Genomic DNA, 24,595 nt, shown 5'->3' on the forward strand with positions numbered 1-24,595 from the left:
GAATGGAGACATACACGGTGACAGGATTCGAGAATGATGGCACGCTCGTGTTGAACGAAATGTTCGAAGCAAGCGATGATCAATCAGCCAAACAGCAAGGGCTCGACATGCTTCGAGCAGCAGGGCATGAACATAAAGGAGCACGCATCGTTCGCCGGGGACAACTCATCTATTTCGAACGTTGCAAATTACCGGGGAAATTAAAAGGAACAGCATCCTAAGACAAGGCAGACCGACATAAACGGTCTGCCTTTCTCTATTCAACACAACGTTAGAATGGAAAGAGAAGAAGAATCATGAGAATTCCGACGATGCCGGTGAGTAGTTGCAACGGCACACCGACTTTGACGAAATCTATGAATCGATAGCCTCCTACACTAAACACCATCGCGTTTGTCGGAGAACCGAACGGTGTTATGAAAGCAAGGGATGCTGAAATGGCGACAGCGATGACGAACGGGACTGGACTGACCGCCATGGATTCCGATAGAGCGATGGCTAGCGGAATGAACAAGATAGCAGTCGCGGTGTTCGAGATGATTTGACTGAGGACCATCGTCGCAAGAAATAAAACGACGAGGACCCAGGCTGGCCCAAAGCCCGCGAACGACCGCCCAATCCAGTCTACAAGCCACGCCATGATCCCCGCCTTCTCAAGCGCCGTTCCTATCGGGATCATCGCGGCAATCAAGACGAGTGAAGACCATTGAATCGATTGATACGCAATGTCTAGGTGGCGCACGGCTCCGCTCATCACCATCGCAAGTGCCGCCAGCCAAACCGCAACGGTCGGATCAACCCATTCAAACACGAACAACGTCATCATCATAACCATGATCACACCTGCCGCAAGTTGATGATGACTCGACACCGTCCGATTCGCTACATCCGTCACCCGCTCGTTCGAGAGGAGCAGTCGTGCCTCTTGTTCAACTCGCTCTAAATCGTCCCATTTCCCTTGTACCATCAACAAGTCCCCTTGTTTTAGCGGCGTATCTTTCAGGTGTACTTGTGCAATTTCTTCTTGTGGGCGGATGACACGCAAAACGTTCACATGAAACTCATTCCGTAACTGGGTCTCATGAAGACATCTCCCTACAAGTTGACTCGACCCTGGAATCGTGAACATGACGATGCCACCGGTCTTGTCATAGACGTTTGTTGCCTCAACCTGCTGAAACGGAATGTGTTGTTGTTCCGAGAGAGAACGGACTGGCTGCTCATCCCCACTGACGAGGATCGACCCGGCACGCAATACGGTGTCAGCGCGAGCAGTTTCGTATGGCTTTCCTATTCCTTTCACTCGTTCCTTTAATACGATGATACCGTCACGCGACCATTTCAATTCACTTAGTCGTTTGCCAATCAACGGATGTACCTCGTCAATCGACAGGACATACACGTTCGGGTTGATCGTCTCGGTTGCACCGCCTCCATCCCATTCCCTTGAACGATTATCTTCGAGCAAGCGATTTCCGACGAGGCGAAAATAGAACAAGCCGACAATCATCACGACCGCACCGATTGGGAACAAAGAAAAGAAGCCGATCGGCACATCAATCAGACCTCGTAGCGATTCAGCTGCGACAAGGTTCGGCGGTGTCCCAATCAATGTCATCGTCCCTCCGATGCTCGAGAAGAAAGCAAGCGGCATCAGATACGTCTTTGCGGATCGTTTGATTTGTCGGGACATCGCCATGACGACAGGAATGAGCAATGCGACCGTCCCTGTGTTCGACATGACGCTTGAAAGCAAGGCGACGGTCAACATGAACAAATAAAAGAGTCGTGTCTCACTTCCGTTCGCATACGGGATGAGTGCAGAAGACAATCGTTCCGCTAAACCGGAATGAAACAACCCTGCTCCGACGATGAATAGTCCAGCAATCATCAAGACGACTGAATTTGAGAATCCCGCCATCGCCTCACCCGGCGTCAATTGATTGGTTAGAACGAGACTTAAAAGACCGATCAATGCGACCAAGTCTGCTCGGAGCCAACCTGTTATGAAAAAGAGAATCATTCCGAATAGAATGAGCACGGTCCACATGCCAGTTCACCCTTTCCCCATCATTCTACTTTCATTATAAACCCTCTATGAAAACGCTTACCTCAATCTTGTGACAATCTCATCAACAAAAAAACGGATGGCTCAATCGCCATCCGCTTCTCACATCTTATTGAACTTCGTTTTCATTCACCATCGGCGCGTAAAGCTCTTCAAGTGGTTTCATGATGATTTTCGTTACTTCTGTAACGAGCTGGTGCATGCGTTGCTCTTCTTGCATGAGCTCCATGATCAATTCGTTCTGTTGAACGCTCATCATTTTCGTTTGCGCATCCATCATTTCCTGCTCAGAGATTTCTTCTCCTTGCATTTGCTTTTGTTGAAGCGTCATTTGGATGTTACGGAAGTCAGCGAACAACTGGTTCGCTTCCGCATCCGCATTGACACGATCGTATAAAGAAGAGAGTGTTGTGAACTCTTCAGAATCGCGAAGTGCTTTCTCCAATTGGTAAGCTTGGTCGTACAAGTTTGTTTGTGACATGTAACGTCCTCCTAAATGCTATTAGGGTCGAGCTCATCATAAAATGGCAATTAACCCTTGAATCAACCCAATCATACCACCTAACAGCGCTCCAAGCCATGTTATTGCCCGGAACTCTCGTTTCGAGATTGATAAAACAATCTCTTCGAGGTACGAGGTGTCGAGCGACTGGACTTGTTGCTGTACGATTTGATCGATTTTTAAGCGGTCCATAATCGTCTCCATTTGATTCGTGAAGCGCTCAATGACAAGGGTGACCCCTTGAGGCACGAGTTCATCGACGACACGGGATTCGATGGACTCGGTATACGACGAGACTGGTCGATCCAACAATTGCCCGATCGGCAAACGCGTGACGACTTGCTCGGTGATCCCGTCGATGAGTCGAGCTTCTAAACGTTCATCCATCAACGTATCGACCGTCTTTTCACTGAATCGTTCGAACTCACGTGTAATCATCGTCGTCATGCCGTCACGAGTCGACTGACCTCGTAAAATATTGACGATTTCTGGTCGAACCATCTCGACAAAATTCATGTTTTGAATGAATCCTGCGATAAATCCAAGTCGACGTTGAACGAACGAATCGACCATATGACGAAGTTGCGCCTCACCTTCAGGAGAATAAAAATACTCTTCCGATTTGACGAGAAGTGCCTCAACAATTTCAGGAATGACTGCCCGTACGCGGTCCATTCCTTCTTCTCCAAGCAATTCAAACAACTTCCGTTCTTTCACATCGGACATGACGCTCGTTAGCTCGTCACGTAACTTTTCATCCGCCGACGTAAGGATGCGTGCCTCTGCGTTCGGGTAGAGGGGTTCTACGAGTTCTCGAACGGTTTTATCCGAGCGTAGCATCGCCTGAACTTCTTGTTGCGCAAAGTGCGTAATATGCGTCGTCACTTGGTCATCTAGTAAACGTTTTCGCATGCCTTCCGGCGTCAATAAATGTTTGACGACCGTTTTTCCTAAGCTAGATGCCAATTCATCCCGACGTTTCGGAATGAGACCTGGTGTAAAAGGAATCCGGAATGAACCGATATATTTCGGTTCATGTGGCCGGAACAACATCTTGATGGCGAGAAAGTTGGTCACGCCACCAATCGTCGCCCCAATCACAATCATGAGTAAAATCTTTAATAACCCGTCCAAACTGCAAGCCTCCGATCTGAAATATGATACATTGTTGATGAGGTGATAGTATTGAATACGTTTGATCGTATTAAATCGATTTTTCCGACTGCTGTCCATCGGTCGGAAGATGCATCTGGGGACCTTGACTGGTTCGAGACGCAAGATGGTACCATATTTGGGCTCCCGACGTTCGAATTGACCGAACGTGAACAGCAATTGCTCCGCATGTGGGCGACCCCGTTCCTTCAGTCCGACCCACATCAGCGAAAATGGCAAGAACGCCTTCAAGATGAGACGTACCGTCTTGAACAATCATTCCGGCTCATCTCTCTTTCCCTCCAAGAAGCAGAAGAGGAAGCGTTCGAATCATTCATCAGCATCATCCACGACTTCATGCCACATGCTGAAATCGTGTTGATCACAACCAAACATATCGAACTCATCGAACGAGACACGTTTGTCGACCTTCAGGAGTTCGAGGACGTCTTGCGTGCCATCGCGAGCGATTGCTTCATCGAAGCACACGCTGTCTATAGCGAACGTTCTCAAGGTCCTCTTGCCCGTGTATATCGTCAACATCAACTGCTCATGCCATACGCTCGTCTATCTACTAAAACTTACCCTGCTAGTCAATTATTATACCATTATTTACTACAAGAGCAGGACTTAAAAGAGCGGAACCATATCACGGCCTCACTCATGGAGACGCTTGATCTATCAACGATTGAACTGCTCGAAGCGTTGTTCAGTCATTCATTGAACGTCTCCCACACGGCCAAAGCGCTCTTCATGCACCGAAACACGCTGAATTACCGACTCGATCGCCTGTTCGAGATGACGGGTTATGATGCACGGAAGTTCTATGACGCGAGCCTTCTTCAACTAATGGTCACGTTGCACAAATCCGATTGACGGTTTTTGTGCAACTTGTCTATATTCAATGCAAGCGGTTTCATCATATAATCGTTCTTGTAAGCGCTATTATACACACACAGATTCTTTAGGAGGCTAACGACATGGCAGAAATTCGTTTAGAACATATTGATAAAATTTACGATGGTGGCGTCAAAGCCGTCAGCGATTTCAACTTACACATTAAAGACCGTGAGTTCATCGTCTTCGTCGGACCGTCTGGTTGCGGTAAATCAACGACACTTCGTATGATCGCAGGTCTTGAAGAGATTTCAAACGGTGACTTTATCATTGACGGGAAACGAATGAACGACGTCGCTCCTAAAGACCGTGATATCGCTATGGTCTTCCAAAACTACGCACTCTATCCGCACATGAGTGTCTATGACAACATGGCGTTCGGCTTGAAGCTTCGTAAGTTCCCGAAAGACGAGATCGACCGTCGCGTAAAAGACGCTGCTCGTATTCTCGGTTTGGAAGAGTACCTTGAGCGTAAACCAAAAGCGCTCTCAGGTGGACAACGTCAGCGTGTCGCTATCGGTCGTGCTATCGTCCGTGACGCAAAAGTCTTCTTGATGGATGAGCCGCTCTCGAACTTGGATGCAAAACTTCGTGTACAAATGCGTAAAGAGATTATCCAACTCCACAACCGTTTGGACACAACGACAATCTACGTTACCCACGACCAAACAGAAGCGATGACACTCGCAACGCGCATCGTCATCCTAAAAGATGGTCTCATCCAACAAGTCGGTTCGCCGAAAGAAGTATACGACAACCCAGACAACATCTTCGTCGCTGGTTTCATCGGTTCACCTTCGATGAACTTCTTCCGTGGTACACTCGCTGAAGGTAAATTCATCACAAACGGTGAAGAAGTCAACGTTCCAGAAGGAAAAATGAAAACGCTCCGTGACCGTGGCTATGTCGGAAAAGAACTCGTCCTCGGGATTCGTCCAGAATCAATCCATGATGAGCCAATCTACATCGACTCACCAACGACACACACGTTCAAAGCGCACATCGACGTCGCTGAGCTCATGGGTTCTGAGTCTTACCTCTACGCTGAACTTGGTGGACACCAGTTCACAGCACGCGTTGACGGCCGCTCGAACATCCACATGGGTGACGATGTCGAACTCGCACTCGATATGACAAAAGCTCACTTCTTCGACGGTGAAACTGAACAAGTGATCCGTTAAGCCATACAAAAAGCCTCGATTCGTCTGAATCGAGGCTTTTTCTTATCGAATCGCGTAACGCTGTTCGAGTTTGTGTTGACCGGCTTGAATCAAGGTCGATAAGATCCAATAAATCGAAGCCGAGAACAAGAGTAACGGCATGACCAAATATGTCGTTGCGGCAATTTGGTCAGACACATACGTTAACTCCTGAACCGCGATGACCGAACCGAGTGACGTCGACTTGATAATGTCGATGACCGAGTTCGAGACAGGCGGGATGGCGCGAGAGAGCGCCTGTGGGAAAATGATGTCTTTGAAACGCTTCATTTTCGGGATACCTAGCGCGACACTCGCCTCTACCTGTCCTTTGTCGACAGAGTTGATGGCTGCCCGGAACGCTTCCGAGATATAGGCCGCAAAGTGGAACCCGAGTCCGAAGATGAGCGCCTGCATCCCACTGAGTTGCACGAACCCAGTGAGACCGACATACAAAATCAATAATTGAAGCAAGAGCGGTGTCCCACGGAAGAACGAAATGTACGTCCGCGTGAACAACCGTACGATTTTAATCGGGCTACTATGAAGTAAAGCGATGATCAGACCGAGCGCCAAGGCGAGAAGAATCGACAGGACACTGGCGATCAACGTGAGCTGGACGGCTTCAAGATAGACCGAGCGGTTATCTATGACGGTCGTGATCAGTTCATTCATTGACTGATGTCCTCACCGAAGTACTTCTCACCGATTTCCTGCATCGTACCGTCTTCTTTCATTTCCGCAAGTGCATCGTTCAACTTCTCAAGAACGTCGCTATCTTGACGTGTCATGAATCCAGCTTCACTCGTGTTGAAGATGTCACCGACTGCTTTCACGTCATAGCCTGTTTTTTCAAGCTCTGTCAAGATGAAGAGACGGTCGTTCAATGCCGCATCAAGACGACCGACTTCGAGGTCTTGAAGGACTTGGTTCGCCCCTTTGTAATATTTCACTTCTGCGCCAGCTTCTTCCGCCATTTGCGCATAGACTGAACCTTGCGTCGATCCGACTAATTTGCCGTCGAGGTCGTCTACGCCTTGGATATCGTTGTTATCCGAACCAACGATGACTTGAGCTCCTGATACCGCATACGGGTCAGAGAACGCATATTTCTCTTCGCGCTCAGGTGTGATGCTCATTTGGTTGGCAATCATGTCGATGCGTTCTGCATCAAGTGCTGGAACGAGTCCTTTGAAGTCCATTGCCTCATACTCTACTTTATAACCGGCACGTTCTGCCGCTTCGTTCAAGACGTCGATATCATATCCCATCAATTCACCTTTATCTTTGTATGTGAACGGTGGATATGTCGCCTCTGTACCGACAGTGATGACCGCTTCGTCCGCTCCACTGTCTGTTTCGTTACCGCAAGCTGCGAGAAGCCCTACTGAAGCTCCGATTGCGAGTACGCTTGTTAATGTCTTTTTCATGATGATTCCGCCTTTCCTATAATCCTTATATGATTACACGGTTTTAAACAATAACCTCATCATACTGGCGTGATGTCTTCATGTCAAACAAAAAACATCACCCTATCGCTAGAGTGATGTCCCCCATCAATCGATGGCTTTCGCCTGCTTCATGACGTCCGCTTCAATTGCTTCACGTTTCGCTGTCGTCTTCTCGGCGCGATCCGCATGTACACTAAAGTAAAACTTGATTTTCGGCTCTGTGCCAGATGGGCGAAGGCAGAACCAAGACCCGTCGGCAAAGACGAATTTCAAGACGTTCGATGACGGCAACTCGATTGCTTCAGACGTGTTCGTCCGTAAGTCAGTCGCCACTTGTTTCTTATAATCTTCGAAACGAACGACTTCGTATCCACCAACTTCTTTCGGCGGATTGGCACGGAACGCTTCCATCATACGACCGATTTGTTCGAGACCGGCTTTCCCTTTCAACGTCATCGACTGTAATGACTCTTCATAGAAACCGTACTTCTCATAAATCGACTGCAACGCATCGTAAAGCGTCCGACCGTGCTGTTTATGATATGCCGCCATCTCCGCTGCGAGTAGACAAGCCTGAACAGCATCTTTGTCACGGCAGAAGTCACCAATCAAATAGCCGTAGCTTTCTTCATAGCCAAAGAGGAATTCATATTCACCTGATTCCTCATATTGTTTGATCTTCTCACCGATGAACTTGAAGCCTGTCAGTGTGTTCTCGAGGTGTACGCCGTATGCTTTCGCAATCGCGGCCCCGAGTTCTGACGTGACGATCGTCTTGGCGACGAAACCATTCGAAGGGAGTGTTCCCGTCTCACTCTTTTGTGACAAAATATACTCCATCAGGAGCGCACCTGTCTGGTTCCCGGTCAAGACGAACCATTCCCCGTCACGTCCGCGTACTGTCAAGCCGACACGGTCCGCATCCGGGTCCGTCGCCATGAGCAAATCAGCCCCGACGCGATCCCCGTATTCCATCGCCAGTTTAAACGCAGCTTTTTCTTCTGGGTTCGGATAACTGACGGTCGGGAAAGCACCATCTGGTTCTGCTTGCTCTTCTACAATCGTCACATGGTCAAACCCATACGCTTTCAACCCTTCCATGACCGGACGGCGTCCCGTCCCGTGGAGTGGCGAATACACGATTTGAAGAGGGCTGTCCTGTACGTCACGATGAATCCGAATCGACTGGAGTGCTTCCATATAAGCCTCATCGACGGACGGGTCCACTGTGACGAGTAGTCCTGTTTGACGAAGCGCCGCCTCATCTTCGATATCAATCTTCAACTCATCTTCAATCGCATTGACGTAACTGACAAGTTCATCCGCTTCTGCTGGCGGAAGCTGTCCACCGTCTGCCCCATACACTTTGAACCCATTGTATTCAGGCGGGTTGTGACTCGCCGTGATGACGATACCACCGAACGCATTCAAATGACGTACGGCAAACGAGAGTTCCGGTGTAGCGCGCAAACTTGGGAACAAGTACGTCTTGATCCCATTTGATGCAAGCGTCCGTGCCGCCTCTAATGCAAACTCTGGTGAAAAATGACGCGAATCATGGGCGATCACGACGCCGTGACGTTTTGCTTCTTCTCCCGAAGCTGCGATAAAGTCAGCAAAGCCTTGTGACGCTTTTCGAATCGTGTATACGTTCATCCGGTTTGCACCCGGTCCGATTTCTCCGCGCATCCCGCCTGTCCCGAACTCAAGCGTCTTATAGAATGCGTCTTCTAACGTTGTCTCATCTTTTGCGAGTTCCTCAAGTTCCGCTCGTAAATGCGGCTCAAGTTCTTCAAATTGATTCCAACGGTCATACGTTTGTTGCCATGTCATGATTCATTCCCCTTTCACCCTCAAAAAATTCAATCGAAGTACTCGCCAATTGCTTCCATCTTGTATACGATGAGAGTAACGAAACCTCGAGGTGATATTAATGTTTCCAACAATGCGTGCCCAAGAATTAAAACAAATCGTGCATACGAACTCGATTCGTTTCATCGATTGCCGATATTCGCTAAACGACGCGTCCTATGGTAAATATGTCTACCGAAAGGGACATCTTCCGAACGCTGTCTTTCTCGATTTGATGGAAGACTTGTCCGGTCCGCTCGGCGAACATGGCGGACGTCACCCACTTCCTTCAAAAGAGGCGTGGACGGCAACACTCCGTCGCATCGGCTTGAACAAAGAAGATTTGGTCGTCATTTATGATGACGGCTTCCCATTCGCAGCTCGTGCGTGGTGGCTCTTCAAGTGGGCCGGTCACGAACGGGTCGTCGTCCTAGAAGGCGGTATCCAATCCGGCATCACTTATTGCGGTGAGACCACGACCGACGTGCCGAACTACCCAGCGAGTGACTATGCCCCAGATTTTCAAGATGATATGATCGCGACACTCGAAGAAGTGAAAGCCGCTACGAGCGGTTCACTCTATGATTCGCGAACAGAAGATCGCTTTAACGGGACACATGAACCGATTGACCAAAAGGCAGGCCATATCCCGAACGCATTGCTCTGTTCTTATGCCGAGGCCATCACCGAGCTCGGTACACTAGAAGACTTTCACGATTTAAAAGAACTTTATAAAGACGTCCTTACCGTGGAAAATCCAATCTTTTATTGTGGTAGCGGCGTGACCGCCTGCGTCAACATTTTGGCGCTGCACGCTCTTGGGAAAGACGATGTTCGACTTTATCCCGGATCCTATTCTGACTGGATCAGCTATCCAGAAAACGAGGTCCACCCGTAACGGGTGGATCGTTTTTATTTTACAACGAAGTTAATGCTATTCCAAAATAATCTTTATTTGACGCTCGTCGGTTTAATGTTCCAGACTGCGTTTGCATATTCCGTAATCGTACGGTCACTCGAGAAGATCCCCGATTTTGCCGTGTTGACGATTGAGCTCTCTGCCCAACGCGAGCGGTCGCTGAAGACTTCGTCGACACGTCGCTGCGCTCGCATATAGGAGATGAAGTCTTTCAATACGAGGAAATCATCGTTATAGACGAGGAGTGAGTCAAAAATCGACTGGAACTGATATTCGCCGACCTTATCGAATGTACCGTTGACGAGACCATCGACCACATCTTTAATTTCCTGGTGGGCATGATAAATTTCCGCCGCGTGGTATCCTCCGAACTTTTTATAGTTCATGACTTCTTGTGGGGATAATCCAAAAATAAAGATATGATCGTCTCCGACCGCGTCACGAATCTCGATATTGGCACCGTCTAACGTACCGATTGTCAACGCACCGTTCATCATGAACTTCATGTTTCCGGTACCCGACGCCTCATAGCTCGCTGTCGAGATTTGTTCGCTCAAGTCAGAGCCTGGGAAAATACGTTCCGCCATCGAGACACGATAGTTCTCAAGGAAGATGACTTTAATGAATTGGCTCGCCCGCTTATCTTTATTGATTAATGTGGCGAGGGCGTTGATGTAGCGAATGATTTCTTTCGCATAATAGTACCCAGGTGCCGCCTTCGCGCCAAAGATGAACGTACGAGGGACCATCGTAAACGTCGGATCCGCTTGAATCTTCAAGTAAAGTGCATGGATATGAAGTGCATTTAAGAGTTGACGCTTATAGGCGTGGAGACGTTTGACTTGAACGTCAAAAATGGAATGCGGGTCAACGACCTCTCCCGTCTCCTCCTGAATATAAGCTGCCAAATCAAATTTATTTTGTTGTTTCACATCCATCACGGTTTCTTGGAAGCTCTTATCTTTCGAGACACCCATCAACTTTTCCAAGTCGTTCGGATGTTCGATCCATGATGGTCCAATCGCTTCCGTGATTGCGTCAGACAGTCGCGGATTCGATTTCAAGAGCCAACGTCGATGCGTGATCCCGTTCGTTTTGTTGTTGAATCGCAGTGGGAACATCTCGTATAAGTAACGCATCTCGCGCTGTTTTAAAATATCGGTATGGATTTGGGCAACCCCGTTCGTGGAATGTGAGCCGACGACAGCCAGGTTGGCCATGTTGATGTGCTCATTCGATACGATTGCGATTTCACCCATATGTGATTCCAGATGAGGATAGTTGACTAATACATCCCGACAGAAACGTCGATTGATTTCCTCGATAATTTGATACACGCGAGGTAATAGCCGTTGATACATCTCGACCGGCCATTTCTCTAACGCTTCGGCGAGTAACGTATGGTTCGTGAACGACATGACGCTCTTCGTGATGCGCCACGCCTCATCCCAACCGTACCCATGCTCATCCATCAAGATTCGCATCAATTCAGGAATCGCAACAACAGGGTGTGTATCGTTAATATGGATCGCATAATGGTCGCCTAATTGTTTGAGCGACTTATTGCGCTTCAAATAGGAAGCAAGCATCGATTGAATCCCCGCCGACACAAAGAAATACTGTTGTTTCAAACGCAGTACTTTTCCTTCATACGTCGTATCATCTGGATACAAAAATTCCGAAATGGTTGCAATCGACTGTTTGTATCGCAACAAGTCTTTGTACGTCCCTTTCGTTTTCTCTAAATACGCCTCATCGTCAAGCGGCGACTCCGCGTTCCAAAGACGTAACGTATTCACGACGTCATTTTGATAGCCGATGATTGGCATATCGTAAGGTACCGCTCTTACGACTTCATCCGGATGATGGACGACGCGTAACCGGTCTCCGATTTGCTTCATCTCAATCCATCCACCGAAATTGATATCGACCGCTTTATCCTGACGTCTCGTCTCCCACATATTGCCGTCACGGAGCCAGTTGTCCGGTAACTCGACTTGGTACCCATCGACAATCTTTTGTTTGAAGAGACCATAGCGGTAACGGATCCCGTTTCCGTGTCCAGGTAAACTGAGCGCGGCCAATGAATCGAGGAAGCAGGCTGCTAAGCGGCCAAGTCCCCCGTTCCCAAGTCCCGGTTCTGGCTCGATCTCCGTGATGTCCGTGAAGTCGTATCCAAGATCCTCGAGCCCTTCTTTGACGAGCTCTAACACGTCGAGACTCAACAAGTTGTTGTACAGGAAACGACCTAATAGAAATTCAAGCGAGAAGTAGATGACTTGTTTACTATGTTTTTCTTCTTGACGGTCTCGCGTGTGGATCCATTTTGGCATGGCTTGTTCGCGCACCATCGTTGCCAAGGTTTGATACACTTCCTGCTCTGTCCCATCCTCGATCGACTTCCCATTTAATGCGATGAATCGTTCTTTAAACGCGTCGACAAAGCTCTGTTTATCTGTGAACATAAATCAAGTTAGCTCCTTCCACTCATGCGAATAAATGATATAACTCACGATATTGCTTGGCGGATTGTTTCCAGCTAAAGTCCGCGGTCATCGCCTGATGGACGAGGGCATGCCAATTTTCTTTCTCATAGAAGACACGAATCGCTTTTTCAATCGTTGCCAGCATCTCATGGGCATTGTAGTTCATGAACCCGAATCCGGTCCCTTCTTGCGTGAATTCGTTATACGGCTTCACCGTGTCACGAAGTCCACCTGTCTCACGGACAATCGGCAATGTTCCGTAGCGCATGGAAATCAATTGACTGAGTCCACAAGGCTCAAAACGTGACGGCATTAAAAAAGCATCCGATCCAGCATAAATCAAGTGAGCGAGTTCGATGTCAAAACCGATATAAGAGCCCACTTTTCCTGGATGTGCTGCTGTCATTTCGTGAACGATTCCTTCGTATTCTGGTTGTCCTGAACCAAGGAACGCAAATTGGCATGGCAGTTGGCCGAGTTCTTCAAACACGCCATTGATTAAATCGAGCCCTTTTTGGTCAACGAGACGGCTGACGAACCCGATGAGCATGACGTCATCTCGGACTTCTAGACCGAGTCGTTCTTGTAACGCTCGTTTATTCGCAAGCTTTCCTTCTTTATACGTATCGAGGTTATACGTCTGTTCGATTCGCGCATCTGTGTTTGGATCGTTCGTCGCCAAATCGATTCCGTTTAAAATCCCTCGAACATCGACCGCGCGATGACGTAATGCCCCGTCTAAGCCTTCCCCATAATACGGTTCCATGATTTCGTCCCGATAAGAAGGACTGACAGTCGTGATTTGATCGGAATGTACGATTCCAGCTTTCATGTAGTTGACGAGCCCGTTATGTTGAATCCCCTCAGCCGTAAAATGCTCATGACCGAACTGTAATAGTTCGCCAAGAATCTCTTCTGGGAAAATCCCTTGGTACTGCAAGTTATGGATGGTATAAACCGTACGAATGCGTTGATACGCTTCAATATGTTGATAATGAATTCGTAGAAAGGCCGGTAGAATACCGGTCTGCCAGTCGTGACAATGAAGAACATCAGGTACTTCTTCCATTTTCCCAATCATCTCAAGGACTGCCCGTGAGAAGAAGGCGAAGCGTTCCGCATCATCAAAGTGTCCATATAAGACACCCTCACGTTTAAAATAATATTCGTTATCGATGAAGTAATACGTGATGCCATCTCGCTCTAATTTCAAGACCGCGCCGAATTGCTTCCGCCAACCGACCGGAACGATGAGGTCGAATAAATACTCCATCTCGTCCACGTATTCTGCAGCAATCGAGCCATATTTCGGCATGACGACACTCACTTCTTCTCCTAAATCCGCCACCGCTTGAGGGAGCGAACCGACAACGTCGGCGAGCCCCCCCGTTTTCATGAACGGTGCCGCTTCTGAAGCAACATACCAAATTTTCATAAAATCCTCCTCACACCACTGTTCGTTTTGCGATGACAATCGGTTCGTCGATTGTACCTCGGATGACTTGCCCCCGTTTTACGACGACTTCTTTATCAAGAATCGCATTTTCGACGACAGCGCCTTCTTCAATAATCGACTTCGACGAAATGATTGAGTTTTTCACGCGTGCGTGCTTACTCACTTGAACACCACGGAAGAGAATACTGTTTTGAACTTCACCATGAATCTTACACCCGTTCGCAACGAGCGCTTCGTTCACTTTCGACCCTTTCAAATAGCGAGTCGGTGGTTCATGCTTGATCTTCGTATAGATGTGTGGGAAGTCATAGATGATTCCTTCTCCACGAAGCAGTCGCATGCTCTCGTTATAGTACGAAAGTACCGAATGAATAGCCTGCATTTTACCGACATAATGGTATCCGTGCACATGCAACCGATGGAGCTGTGGACGGATGACACCGTCTAACAAGTCATATTCTCCTTTAGACGTCGCTTCGTCGACAAGGCGCATGAATAGATTTTTCGACATGATGATTGTTTCTGTGAACGCATATTCATCATCCGGTGAAAAACCACGTTCTGAAACACCGACGACGCGATCATTCTCACCAAGGCGAATCGGGCGACAGTAGCCACACTTCTGTTCATGCGTCGTATAGGCAAGTGTGATGTCTGCTCCCATCGACTTGTGGTGTTCGAGCATGTCGTTATAATCGATTGTCGTCAACACATTCGATCCCGTGATGACGACGTACGGCTGTTTGCTGCGAATGAAGTGTTCACGGTGCATCGAGAAGTTAGCCAAGTCACCGAGATATGCTTCCCCGTCAGGTTTTAAGGCAGGCGGGAAAATATGAAGTCCGCCCTGTGAACGGTCCAAGTCCCATTCTTTTCCTGATCCGAGATGGTCCATCAACGAGCGGTACTTGTCTAACGTGAAAATCCCCACTTGACTGATGTTTTGCGTAATCATATTCGTCAACATGAAATCAATTAGACGATAACGTCCCGAGAATGGGACTGACGCCAAATTACGATGACCTGTAAATTCTGGAAATAGACCTTGCTCCGTGCCTAAGTTAATGACCCCTAATAAATCGTTCGTCAACAGTAACGCCTCCTTGCGTGTCTCTTTACTCGTATCAAACTCGTTGTTTGAAGACGGTGCCGCTTTCAATATTTTCGTGTGGTTCAATAACAACGATTTCACCACCCGGCTCACCGACTGTCGCGCCGTCTTCAATGACTGCACAGCTTGCGACAATGGCTCTGTGAATTGTTACATCCTTCCCGATTCTAGCCCCCGGCATGATGACCGAGTCTTTCACGAGCGATCCTTCGCCGACACGAACGTCATAGAATAGAACCGAATGTTGTACTTCCCCTTCGATATGACACCCTTCATTGATCACAGACTGTTCGACGCAGGCATCTTTACCGATATATTGTGGCGTCTGATTCGGATTGACCGAATAGATTTTCCAGTTTGGATCGTACAAATCGAATGGTGGTTCTTCCTCAAGAAGATCCATATTCGCTTCCCAAAGCGATTGAATCGTTCCAACATCTTTCCAGTAACCTTTGAACTTATAGGCAAAAACATCTAGCCCTTGGAGAAGCGTGTTTGGAATGATGTTCTTTCCGAAGTCAAAGCTTGATGTTTCGTCTTCCGCATCTTTAATCAAATGCTCGCGCAAGACGCTCCAGTTGAAGATATAAATCCCCATCGACGCCAAGTTACTCTTTGGATCTTCAGGTTTCTCTTCAAACTCATTGATGCGAAGGTCATCCGCCGTGTTCAAGATCCCGAAACGTGACGCTTCGTCCCACGGCACTTCCATGACGGAGATCGTCACATCGGCTTGTTTTTCTTTGTGGGCTTCGAGCATCTTCTCGTAGTCCATCTTGTAGATGTGGTCTCCTGATAGGATCAAAACGTAATCCGGATCGTAATCATCGATGTAGCTCAAGTTACGATAGATCGCGTTCGCTGTCCCTTCGTACCAATTTTTCCCCGACTGTGCTTGGTAAGGTGGGAGAATGGCTAAGCCCCCGTTACGACGATCTAAATCCCATGCCGTCCCAATTCCTAAGTAACGATTCAATTCAAGTGGCTCGTATTGTGTCAACACCCCGACTGTTGTAATTCCCGAGTTCGTGCAGTTTGACAATGGGAAATCGATGATTCGGTACTTTCCGCCAAAATGAACGGCAGGCTTCGCCGTTTTTCGCGTGAGAGGCCCCAATCGTTTTCCTTCTCCTCCCGCAAGGAGCATCGCAACCATTTCTTGCTTCATAAATAATAAGCCTCCTCAAAAATCGTAATATACAACCTCTTTTACCCTTTTTCGCTCTTTCCTAAAGTATTCCTTCTCGAATTATTATATGATAACGTTTACATTTTTATTTTTTTGTAAATTGGACGATATAATGAGTAGAAAGAGGTGAAACGATGAGAGCTTGGATTGGAATCTTGTTTTTTGCAGGACTATTAGCGACTTCTTTGACGCTCGCGAATGCATTGAAAGAAGAAATCGAAAAGACAGATGAAATTTTATCTTGGGGACAAGAACTGGTATCAGAGCAACCACTCTCGTCGAAGCATGCAATCACGCTCGCGTACAATGGTGGCGAACAGCAGATTTACTTGGCAGGTCGCCGTAATGACGTTTCCCCAAAAGCATTACCTGAACACATTCAAGAAGCCATCATGATCATTGAAGACCGAAAATTCAACGCCCATCCCGGCTATGATTTAAGCGGGATTGCCCGGGCATTTATTAATAACGCGAACGAGACATCTGTGCAAGGTGGAAGCACGATCACCCAACAGCTCGCGCGAAATGTTTACTTAACTCACGAACGGACATATGAACGAAAAGTGAAAGAATTATTGATTGCACGAGCATTAGAAGAAAATTATAGCAAGAAAGAAATTTTAACTGCATATAGCAATGTCATTTTCTTCGGACATAATGTATATGGCATTCAATCTGCGGCCGATACATACTTTTCGAGACCGCTTGCCGATTTAAACTGGAACCAACTCGCCTATTTGTTGACGGTACCGAACAACCCGTCACTCTATGATCCGCTCAATCCGTCAGATGCTTATTTCGAGCGAAAAGATCGGATTTTGACACAACTATTCGAAGCGGGCGTCATCTCAAAAAGCGCCTATGATCAATATCATGGTGTGAAACTTCAAGCCGCATACCGAAGTCAAACGATTCAATATCCAGACTATATGGATACGGTCGTACGCGAAGCGATTCAGTTAGTACGTTCACGGTATGACTTGGATGATGCCGAAGCAAGAGACTATTTATCGACGCACGAAGCGACAATCGAGACGTATCTGTCGACGGCCAAACAGACGAAAGCAAAGCAAGTGATGAGTCAGTTGCCATCCGGGTTAAACGGAGGATATACGGAACTGACACCACAAGGACGAATCGTGGCGATGGTCGATTCAGAAATGACGCAAGTCGGTGAGTTCAACCGCGCAACCCAAGCCTACCGTCAACCGGGTTCCGCAATCAAACCGATTCTCGTGTTCGCCCCATTCATCGAAGAGACGGGAGCGACGCTTGATACGGTTCTCGATGGACGACCAGCTTGCTACGGTTCCTATTGTCCGGGTAATAGCCATGACCGCGTGTTAGGAGATGTGTTATTGAAAGATGCAGTCGCCTATTCCTACAACACGCCAGCTTTGGCTGCTTTCTCTGTCGTTGATCAGCCACGAGCCTATGAGAGGGCCGATATGATGTTCAGTCAATGGGATGAACAGGACGAGAACTTAGCGAGCGCGCTCGGTGGTCTCACACAAGGGGTCTCTCCGAAAGAACTTGCGGCCGCCTACACACCATTCTTAAACAAAGGCGTCTATACATCCGGTCATACGATCAAACAAATCACATTTAAAACGAATGAGCCCGCATTGACGCCTATCCTGACCGAAGAGGCAGTCTGGTCTCCCGATACGATGAATGTGATGAAGAAAGCTTTAACGACCGTCACAACGTACGGAACGGGACGTTATGCCAACCAGGTGAAAGGTGATTACGAATATCTCGGAGGAAAGACAGGAACGACGAATGACAATAAAGATATGTGGTACGTCGGACTTACCGATCAAACGATCACCGCGATTTGGCTCGGAGCCGACACACCGCGCCCGTTCCCCGAACTCGCCAACCGTGCTTACCCGGCAATCGTCTGGACAGAGGCACATTAATCAAAAAGAGTCAGCCGATTTTTTCATCAGCTGACTCTTTTTTTGATGCCTTACACGCTGCGTTCGATTCGCATGCGATAGCTTCGCCAATGCTTCAGTAATTCCTCATGATCAATCAGTTTCCATGGGTTGAACCGAACTTGACCGTGCTTGTTGAAATATAGGTTTTCACGAACACAGTAGCTGGCGTGAACGAGTTGCTCTTGTTCGTTCCAAAAAGTAAGGACGTCACCAGATTCCGGAACAGCATCCGTCACCGTTTCAAAACCGCTCTGCTGAATCGTTTGTAGAAACGTCTCCGGATGAATCCACTGGTGAATCATCCACTCATGTTGTGTAGCTGCGAATAACGTCGCCGCCAGACAGTTACTCCCTTCATATATCGGAAATGTGTTCGCATATGTAACGAGATGTGCTGGTGTCCGTTCATCACATCGTTCCCCTTCCCACGTATCCCATTCTTTCGCATAGCGATAGATAAGCGAATGACAGGTTTCTGTCGAAAGCTTTTTCCAGTTCGACTCGTCTAAGACGATGAAATTTTCCCCATCCTTCTCCACAATCGCGTCATCGGATACCTCATTCCGCTGCTCAACCGTAAGAGGTAACACAAGCCCACGATTCGTCGTCACCTGGTATTCAAGAAGACGCGACTTGACGTCCTGACGTAAACCATCAACCGCGTTTGAAGGGGCATGGACAACATGTGTGACGCCTTCCCCCATCATCCATGTCAGATAGGCATTCGAAAGATGCGGATTTTTATAAGCTGGGTGACGAGAAAACTCTTCTCTCGGTAAAATGAGGGCACTACTCGGCAATTCTTCAAAGAAAGTAGAATCGATCCAGTACAACGTTTCTTTTGGAACAAACGTCTGACACCACGCCTCTATTCCATCAAACGTCGGCTCAAATTTCTCTCTCATAAGATGATGTCTCCGACAGAGTTAAACAGTCGCAGAATCGACCATCCTAACCCACTGATCAATGTCGCCCACATGACACCTTGCATGAGCAACAAGCCGATCGCTCGGGGAACGGACATCGATTGACTCACTTGCCAGACGTAGTAAAAGAGATACATCAATAACGTACAGACAAGGACGGCCATGACAGCAAGTAATGTATTCAGAAACAGAAAACTGATCCCAGAACCGATGAGGAAGATAATCGCCCCAGGTTTAAGCCGATGGAGTGACGTCCCGTTTGTTTCTCGCGCAAAAAAAGCGAAGCCGAGTTGATTGAACGTATCGGCGACCAGTTTGAGTGCACTAAACAACATAAAGAAGATGGTGAAGAACACGACGAGTACGAATACTTTCGTCTCTTGCACGGATAACAGTTCGATGATTTCACTATATACGCCAATTTGATTCAGCCACTGGATCACATACTCGGACGTCGCAATCGCAAGTGACATGGAAAACAAAATAATTCCGATGAGTGGTGCATAGCTCAGTAAGTACACATTCGTTTTCATGTTCCTTCTCCAATTTCACAGTAATTTCTTATATTCAGTGCAATTCTACTACCAAGTATATTATACTATTTATAGTTATGGAGATTAAAAGGGGGATTTTTGGATGGGCCTATTATTGATGGTTGGAATCAGCGTCGTCTTCCTCGCAGCGATTTTGACAGCTGGATATAACCGTAAACCTGAGGGTAACGAATAAGAGCCGGGATTCTTACGAATCCGGCTCTTTTTTTATTTCAACCCTGCATATCCCTGTTGGCGTAGGGCCTCATATACAATGATGGCAGCTGTATTCGACACGTTCAACGAACGGACGAGGTTCGATTGTGGAAGACGGATACAACGGTCTAAGTTGTTCTCGATGACTTCCATCGGTAATCCTTTCGTTTCACGACCGAACACAAAGAAATAGTCGCCTTCTACGTCCGAAACATCTAAATCACTCGGATATTGTTCCCCGTACTTCGTGATATAAAAGAATTGTCCGTCCGGGTGCTTCTCCCACAATTCTTCTAACGAATCATGATAGCGTACATCGACAAACTGCCAATAATCTAACCCTGCACGCTTCAACATTTTATCGTCTGTCGAGAAACCGAGCGGACGAATCAAATGGAGGACAGAGTTTGTCGCCGCACACGTACGTGAGACGTTCCCTGTATTTGCTGGTATTTCTGGTTGAAACATTACGACATGAATCGCCATAGTTCATTTCCCTCACTTTTTCATTTCAAATTCAAGTAGGCGTTGCTTTTCAGACAACCCTCCTGCAAAGCCGACAAGCTTCCCACTGCTTCCAATCACCCGATGACACGGAAATAAAATCGGTAACGGATTTCGGTTGAGTGCTTGGCCGACGGCACGAACAGCTTTCGGTCGACCGATTTGTTCTGCAAGTTGTTTATATGTCCGTGTCTCACCGTATGGAATCGTCAACAACGCATCCCATACTTCCTGTTGAAATGGTGTTCCCTTCATTTCGATGTAGGCACGATCTGATTCATGGAATCCATGCTGCTCGACGCGCATCATGAGATGTTGTAACCAGTCAGGGGCTTCTTCTGACGGTTCATGTGTGGTGAACTCAAGAGCTGTCAGTTTGCCCGCTGCGTTTAATTCATACGCTAACGGTCCCCATTTAGACGACACGATTTTCATGTGCCCACTCCTCTCGATAGATACGAATCTCTTCATGTACCATGTCAGACACTTCTTTTCGTTCGATCTCTTCAAAAATCGATTCGGCATCGGGACCAAGAATCGCACCGATCGCCCATACCGCGGTCGCTCGCATGTCTTCACGTTCATCGTTTTGGATGAATTCACGTAAAATCGGGATCGCAGATGGTTCCCGATAATGTGCGAGCGCCAAGATCGCATTTCGCTGAATCGGTTTCTTTCCACGCCATGCGCCAGATAAATGTCCGAATTTTTGTTTGAACTCTCGGTTACTCAATGTCAGGAGCGGCTCTAACAGCGGTTTGACGATTTCTGCTTCTGGCAACAATTCTTCGTGGTGACGCCAATCCTTTTTACGGTTGTACGGGCAAACTTGCTGGCACGTATCACATCCGTATAAGCGACCTCCGAGCTTCGAACGAAACTCTCGTGGCATCAACGTTTTCATTTGTGTCAAATAGGCAATGCAACGTTTCGCATCCAGTACACCTGGTTCCACAAGGGCCGTTGTCGGACATGCCGTCATACACTTATCACAGTCGCCACATCCATCTTCAATCGCTTCATCCGGAGGCAAGTAAACGTCTAAAATCATTTCCCCCAAATATAAGTACGATCCCTTCTCAGGTGAGATGATGGAGCAGTTTTTTCCGCTGAAACCGATTCCGGCACGTTCGGCGACGGCCCGGTCTACGAGCTCACCCGTGTCGACCATCGAGCGCGTACGCACTCCAGGAACCAACTCTTCAATGTACGTTTGAAGCTGCTCTAATCGATTGCCGACGGCGCGATGATAATCCAGTCCCCATGAGGCTCGGGCAAATAGCCCTCGTCTCTCTCCAGCGACACTACGGGGTGCGTCCTTTAGCTTACTTGGATAGGCAATCGCAATCGCAATGATTGACTGGGCTTCTTCGAGTAAGAGTTCCGGGTTTGTACGCTTCTCTAGGTCGGGCTCTTCAAACCCAGAGGCAAACCCTTTCTCTTGCTGCCGAATAAGTCGCTGTTTCATGACGATGAACGGATCAGCCGTCGTCACTTTCAACTCGTCGATTCCGATGGTTTCGGCATACTCAAGGATTTGTTGTTTTAATGTGTACGGGTCCATTCCGTTCACCTCCTTTATATATTTTCGCATACAAAAAATCTCTCCGCCACTCGGCAGAGAGATATGAAGCGGGTGAAGAGAATCGAACTCTCGTCATCAGCTTGGAAGGCTGAGGTTTTACCATTAAACTACACCCGCATGAAATATTGTTGTCGTTCAAGCGACTACAGTTAATATACACCTATACCATTAAACTGTCAACAAGTATTCGTAAGTTTTTCTGAAATCACTGAAAAAAATATTTCAATATACCTTAATCACTAATATTATGCCTGTACAAATAACGATTCAAGTGGTCTGATCACACGAAATGCTCGTCCATGCCCTTCTGTCTCAACATACGTTAATGTCCTCAATCGTCCTGATTGATACATATTGATCTAAAGGAAGGAATCTTAGGTATGGTTATTTTGCCCTCACTCCTTCTCATAATGGAGATTCATTCAAGTAAGTTTCAGGATGCTCTTTCTAAAATCAAATATTCTGTCGCCGCAGCCACTCTTGTTCGTGAGAAAACAAGAAATCCCACTTTTTCTTAATCATCCAGTCAATTATTCGAATCACATCTACGTGATCAGGATAGCGAGAAAGAAAAGTCATCGCCACAATCAACGCGTCGTCCTCAACGATTCGCTTTCGACTGATCAGTTGCCGGACACGTTGAATTATAATCGGAACAGCATGTTCATCTCCATGAACATCAATTGCGCACAGTGCACTATACTTCACTTCAATCGAACGACGACTCATACATTCAATAAATAGAGGTAATAGCGACTCATCGCCGAGTTGTGTAAGTGTTCGAATCGCAGATGATGCTACGCCTCCGTTCTGATGTTCCGCTAGCTTGATAAGAGACGGAATCGTTTCCTTATTTCCTACGTACGACAGTTCCCCAACAAGATATTGAAGAGCCATTGCATCATGAGCTTGAACCGCTAATTGGGTACGTAAGAAACATTCGGCTTCAATTGGATCACAAAGATGAAACACCTGAATAGCATCATATTTAACCTGCCAAGCGGAGTGTGTCGCATACGGAACCAATTGTTTTACAGATACAATCCCTTGATACCCATCGTCTAGTGTTGCGAGATGCCCTAATAAACTCGACAATACATATTTGTTCGATTCAAGACCTAACCGATCAACGAGAAACAAAAAAACATCACGATCACCTAGGTGTCGCCCAATATGGTAGAGGATAAAATATAGCGAGTCACGTTGTTCATGCGATTCTAATCGCTCGACCAAATCGATTACGAGAGGAATGATAGTCCGGTCTTGTAGCGTCTCGGCATAACGAAATGCATGCCACGAGATGGAGTCATCACTCGTATTTGTATCACCTTGGTGATTCATTCGTTCGATTAAATCGAGTAATTGTTGCTCCGTCATATCAAGATCACCTCAATACATTTTTATATACAAAAAAGACCCTAACCTCAGTTAGAGTCATACGGATACCGGTGGTCGGAGTCGAACCGACACTCCAGAGGAACACGATTTTGAGTCGTGCGCGTCTACCAATTCCGCCACACCGGCATATTATGTTGGAGGCGCCAGTCGGAATCGAACCGACGATAGAGGAGTTGCAGTCCTCTGCCTTACCACTTGGCTATGGCGCCAAAAAGTCATTGGAGCGGAAGACGGGATTCGAACCCGCGACCCCGACCTTGGCAAGGTCGTATTCTACCACTGAACTACTTCCGCAAAATGGCTGGGCTGGAAGGGATCGAACCTTCGCATGTCGGAATCAAAATCCGATGCCTTACCACTTGGCTACAGCCCAATAATAATGGGGCGACTGAAGGGAATTGAACCCTCGAATGCCGGAATCACAATCCGGTGCGTTAACCACTTCGCCACAATCGCCATGATTAAATTAAAACAGGGGCAGCAGGAATCGAACCCGCGCTGACGGTTTTGGAGACCGTAGTTCTACCGCTAAACTATGCCCCTAAGTGGTGGGGGGGGGCGGATTCGAACCGCCGAACCCGAGGGAGCGGATTTACAGTCCGCCGCGTTTAGCCACTTCGCTACCCCCCCACATATGGTGGCTTTGGACGGAATCGAACCGCCGACACAAGGATTTTCAGTCCTTTGCTCTACCAACTGAGCTACAAAGCCATATGTAGTCTTGATTTTCTAAAAATAAAAATGGCGGTCTCGACGGGATTCGAACCCGCGATCTCCTGCGTGACAGGCAGGCATGTTAACCCCTACACCACGAGACCGGACATTAATTGCGGGGGCCGGATTTGAACCGACGACCTTCGGGTTATGAGCCCGACGAGCTACCAGACTGCTCCACCCCGCGACGATATAAAATTAAATGGTGACCCGTACGGGATTCGAACCCGTGTTACCGCCGTGAAAGGGCGGTGTCTTAACCGCTTGACCAACGGGCCATGTTTGATTTTTGAAAAACTGGCGGAGAGCAAGGGATTCGAACCCTTGAGACGGTTTTGCCGCCTACACGAATTCCAATCGTGCTCCTTCGGCCACTCGGACAGCTCTCCAAAAGAGAAAGTGGCTCCGCAAGTAGGATTTGAACCTACGACCTACCGGTTAACAGCCGGTTGCTCTACCACTGAGCTATTGCGGAACGATCTTGCCTGGCAACGT

General features: G+C 47.6%; 21 protein-coding genes and 14 tRNA genes. 5 read left to right on the forward strand and 30 right to left on the reverse strand.

All coding sequences use genetic code 11. The features are described 5' to 3' along the window. The first annotated feature begins 2 nt into the window (after positions 1–2). Positions 3–221 (forward strand): YhzD family protein, encoded by a 219-nt coding sequence (locus tag ACQKD4_RS10305; RefSeq protein WP_074032616.1) that lies wholly within the window; start codon positions 3–5, stop codon positions 219–221. Positions 222–271: 50 nt separating this feature from the next. Here the strand turns inward: ACQKD4_RS10305 and ACQKD4_RS10310 are convergent, their stop codons facing one another. The 3 genes from ACQKD4_RS10310 to ACQKD4_RS10320 all read right to left on the reverse strand — a co-directional run bounded on the left by ACQKD4_RS10310 (position 272) and on the right by ACQKD4_RS10320 (position 3,677). Beyond that, on the reverse strand, positions 272–2,050 hold the full coding sequence (locus tag ACQKD4_RS10310) for an SLC13 family permease (RefSeq protein ID WP_427373239.1): 1,779 nt from the start codon (positions 2,048–2,050) through the stop codon (positions 272–274). Between the two features lie 127 nt (positions 2,051–2,177). Next, a complete protein-coding gene (locus ACQKD4_RS10315) occupies positions 2,178–2,549 on the reverse strand; it encodes a YlbF family regulator (RefSeq protein ID WP_074032614.1) in 372 nt (123 codons plus the stop codon). Positions 2,550–2,585: 36 nt separating this feature from the next. Next, on the reverse strand, positions 2,586–3,677 hold the full coding sequence (locus tag ACQKD4_RS10320; RefSeq protein ID WP_427373290.1) for a DUF445 domain-containing protein: 1,092 nt from the start codon (positions 3,675–3,677) through the stop codon (positions 2,586–2,588). A 69-nt stretch (positions 3,678–3,746) separates the two neighbouring features. Here ACQKD4_RS10320 and ACQKD4_RS10325 point away from each other — a divergent pair, with 69 nt between their 5' ends. Both ACQKD4_RS10325 and ACQKD4_RS10330 read left to right on the forward strand, forming a co-directional pair. Then, positions 3,747–4,598 carry a PucR family transcriptional regulator gene (locus ACQKD4_RS10325; RefSeq protein WP_427373240.1) on the forward strand — a complete coding sequence of 284 codons (852 nt, stop codon included), beginning with the start codon at positions 3,747–3,749 and terminating at the stop codon, positions 4,596–4,598. A 104-nt stretch (positions 4,599–4,702) separates the two neighbouring features. After that, on the forward strand, positions 4,703–5,800 hold the full coding sequence (locus ACQKD4_RS10330) for an ABC transporter ATP-binding protein (protein WP_214696230.1): 1,098 nt from the start codon (positions 4,703–4,705) through the stop codon (positions 5,798–5,800). A 42-nt stretch (positions 5,801–5,842) separates the two neighbouring features. Here ACQKD4_RS10330 and ACQKD4_RS10335 read toward each other — a convergent pair whose 3' ends face one another. The 3 genes from ACQKD4_RS10335 to ACQKD4_RS10345 all read right to left on the reverse strand — a co-directional run bounded on the left by ACQKD4_RS10335 (position 5,843) and on the right by ACQKD4_RS10345 (position 9,102). Further along, on the reverse strand, positions 5,843–6,493 hold the full coding sequence (locus ACQKD4_RS10335; protein WP_015880920.1) for an amino acid ABC transporter permease: 651 nt from the start codon (positions 6,491–6,493) through the stop codon (positions 5,843–5,845). Beyond that, a complete protein-coding gene (locus tag ACQKD4_RS10340; protein ID WP_214696234.1) occupies positions 6,490–7,248 on the reverse strand; it encodes a transporter substrate-binding domain-containing protein in 759 nt (252 codons plus the stop codon). The genes ACQKD4_RS10335 and ACQKD4_RS10340 overlap by 4 nt, the downstream gene beginning before the upstream one ends. Before the next feature lie 126 nt (positions 7,249–7,374). Further along, complete coding sequence (locus tag ACQKD4_RS10345) at positions 7,375–9,102, reverse strand: phospho-sugar mutase (RefSeq protein ID WP_427373241.1); 1,728 nt, start codon at positions 9,100–9,102, stop codon at positions 7,375–7,377. A gap of 100 nt (positions 9,103–9,202) precedes the next feature. Here ACQKD4_RS10345 and ACQKD4_RS10350 point away from each other — a divergent pair, with 100 nt between their 5' ends. Further along, positions 9,203–10,018 (forward strand): sulfurtransferase, encoded by an 816-nt coding sequence (locus ACQKD4_RS10350; protein WP_427373242.1) that lies wholly within the window; start codon positions 9,203–9,205, stop codon positions 10,016–10,018. A gap of 53 nt (positions 10,019–10,071) precedes the next feature. Here the strand turns inward: ACQKD4_RS10350 and ACQKD4_RS10355 are convergent, their stop codons facing one another. The 4 genes from ACQKD4_RS10355 to ACQKD4_RS10370 are packed head-to-tail and all read right to left on the reverse strand — an operon-like array spanning position 10,072 to position 16,260. Further along, entirely contained in the window at positions 10,072–12,504 is a 2,433-nt protein-coding gene (locus tag ACQKD4_RS10355) for a glycogen/starch/alpha-glucan phosphorylase (protein ID WP_427373243.1), read from the reverse strand. Positions 12,505–12,526: 22 nt separating this feature from the next. Continuing rightward, on the reverse strand, positions 12,527–13,960 hold the full coding sequence (glgA, locus tag ACQKD4_RS10360; protein WP_427373244.1) for a glycogen synthase GlgA: 1,434 nt from the start codon (positions 13,958–13,960) through the stop codon (positions 12,527–12,529). A 10-nt stretch (positions 13,961–13,970) separates the two neighbouring features. After that, complete coding sequence (gene glgD, locus ACQKD4_RS10365) at positions 13,971–15,164, reverse strand: glucose-1-phosphate adenylyltransferase subunit GlgD (protein ID WP_427373245.1); 1,194 nt, start codon at positions 15,162–15,164, stop codon at positions 13,971–13,973. After that, the gene (locus ACQKD4_RS10370) at positions 15,106–16,260 is read right to left on the reverse strand and encodes a glucose-1-phosphate adenylyltransferase (RefSeq protein WP_224860166.1); all 1,155 of its coding nucleotides are present in this window, start codon (positions 16,258–16,260) and stop codon (positions 15,106–15,108) included. Before ACQKD4_RS10370 ends, glgD begins: the two co-directional genes overlap by 59 nt. 155 nt (positions 16,261–16,415) lie before the next feature. Between ACQKD4_RS10370 and ACQKD4_RS10375 the strand changes: the two genes are divergently transcribed. Next, positions 16,416–18,203, forward strand: coding sequence for a transglycosylase domain-containing protein (locus ACQKD4_RS10375; RefSeq protein WP_427373247.1), 1,788 nt, complete (start codon positions 16,416–16,418; stop codon positions 18,201–18,203). 50 nt (positions 18,204–18,253) lie between these two features. Here the strand turns inward: ACQKD4_RS10375 and ACQKD4_RS10380 are convergent, their stop codons facing one another. From ACQKD4_RS10380 to ACQKD4_RS10475, 20 genes are all read right to left on the reverse strand, one after another. After that, positions 18,254–19,129, reverse strand: coding sequence for a hypothetical protein (locus tag ACQKD4_RS10380; RefSeq protein WP_427373248.1), 876 nt, complete (start codon positions 19,127–19,129; stop codon positions 18,254–18,256). Next, positions 19,126–19,683 carry a DUF5366 family protein gene (locus ACQKD4_RS10385; RefSeq protein WP_074032604.1) on the reverse strand — a complete coding sequence of 186 codons (558 nt, stop codon included), beginning with the start codon at positions 19,681–19,683 and terminating at the stop codon, positions 19,126–19,128. The genes ACQKD4_RS10380 and ACQKD4_RS10385 overlap by 4 nt, the downstream gene beginning before the upstream one ends. 228 nt (positions 19,684–19,911) lie before the next feature. After that, the gene (gene trmL, locus ACQKD4_RS10390) at positions 19,912–20,385 is read right to left on the reverse strand and encodes a tRNA (uridine(34)/cytosine(34)/5-carboxymethylaminomethyluridine(34)-2'-O)-methyltransferase TrmL (protein ID WP_026826698.1); all 474 of its coding nucleotides are present in this window, start codon (positions 20,383–20,385) and stop codon (positions 19,912–19,914) included. Positions 20,386–20,397: 12 nt separating this feature from the next. Next, positions 20,398–20,838: a methylated-DNA--[protein]-cysteine S-methyltransferase gene (locus ACQKD4_RS10395; RefSeq protein ID WP_214696258.1), complete on the reverse strand. Its 441-nt coding sequence runs from the start codon at positions 20,836–20,838 to the stop codon at positions 20,398–20,400. Then, positions 20,819–21,967, reverse strand: a complete 1,149-nt coding sequence (gene queG / locus ACQKD4_RS10400) for a tRNA epoxyqueuosine(34) reductase QueG (RefSeq protein WP_427373249.1) — start codon at positions 21,965–21,967, stop codon at positions 20,819–20,821. The genes ACQKD4_RS10395 and queG overlap by 20 nt, the downstream gene beginning before the upstream one ends. A gap of 67 nt (positions 21,968–22,034) precedes the next feature. Further along, a tRNA-Gly gene (locus tag ACQKD4_RS10405) sits at positions 22,035–22,105 on the reverse strand. Between the two features lie 336 nt (positions 22,106–22,441). Then, positions 22,442–23,365: a HEAT repeat domain-containing protein gene (locus ACQKD4_RS10410; RefSeq protein WP_427373250.1), complete on the reverse strand. Its 924-nt coding sequence runs from the start codon at positions 23,363–23,365 to the stop codon at positions 22,442–22,444. Between the two features lie 66 nt (positions 23,366–23,431). After that, positions 23,432–23,512, reverse strand: a tRNA-Leu gene (locus ACQKD4_RS10415). 9 nt (positions 23,513–23,521) lie between these two features. After that, positions 23,522–23,595 (reverse strand) — tRNA-Cys (locus ACQKD4_RS10420). Between the two features lie 10 nt (positions 23,596–23,605). Then, a tRNA-Gly gene (locus tag ACQKD4_RS10425) sits at positions 23,606–23,680 on the reverse strand. Positions 23,681–23,684: 4 nt separating this feature from the next. Next, positions 23,685–23,759 (reverse strand) — tRNA-Gln (locus ACQKD4_RS10430). 7 nt (positions 23,760–23,766) lie between these two features. After that, positions 23,767–23,842 (reverse strand) — tRNA-His (locus ACQKD4_RS10435). Between the two features lie 16 nt (positions 23,843–23,858). Next, positions 23,859–23,929 (reverse strand) — tRNA-Trp (locus ACQKD4_RS10440). Between the two features lie 3 nt (positions 23,930–23,932). After that, positions 23,933–24,016, reverse strand: a tRNA-Tyr gene (locus tag ACQKD4_RS10445). 5 nt (positions 24,017–24,021) lie between these two features. Beyond that, a tRNA-Phe gene (locus ACQKD4_RS10450) sits at positions 24,022–24,097 on the reverse strand. A gap of 31 nt (positions 24,098–24,128) precedes the next feature. After that, positions 24,129–24,204: transfer RNA gene (locus ACQKD4_RS10455), tRNA-Asp, on the reverse strand. 9 nt (positions 24,205–24,213) lie between these two features. Beyond that, positions 24,214–24,287, reverse strand: a tRNA-Met gene (locus ACQKD4_RS10460). A gap of 16 nt (positions 24,288–24,303) precedes the next feature. After that, positions 24,304–24,378: transfer RNA gene (locus tag ACQKD4_RS10465), tRNA-Glu, on the reverse strand. A gap of 20 nt (positions 24,379–24,398) precedes the next feature. Beyond that, positions 24,399–24,489 (reverse strand) — tRNA-Ser (locus ACQKD4_RS10470). 11 nt (positions 24,490–24,500) lie between these two features. Next, positions 24,501–24,575, reverse strand: a tRNA-Asn gene (locus tag ACQKD4_RS10475). Between the last annotated feature and the right edge of the window lie 20 nt (positions 24,576–24,595).

Origin of the sequence: Exiguobacterium sp. NPDC077395, assembly GCF_050269125.1 — a bacterium.
Classification (GTDB): domain Bacteria; phylum Bacillota; class Bacilli; order Exiguobacteriales; family Exiguobacteriaceae; genus Exiguobacterium; species Exiguobacterium aestuarii_A.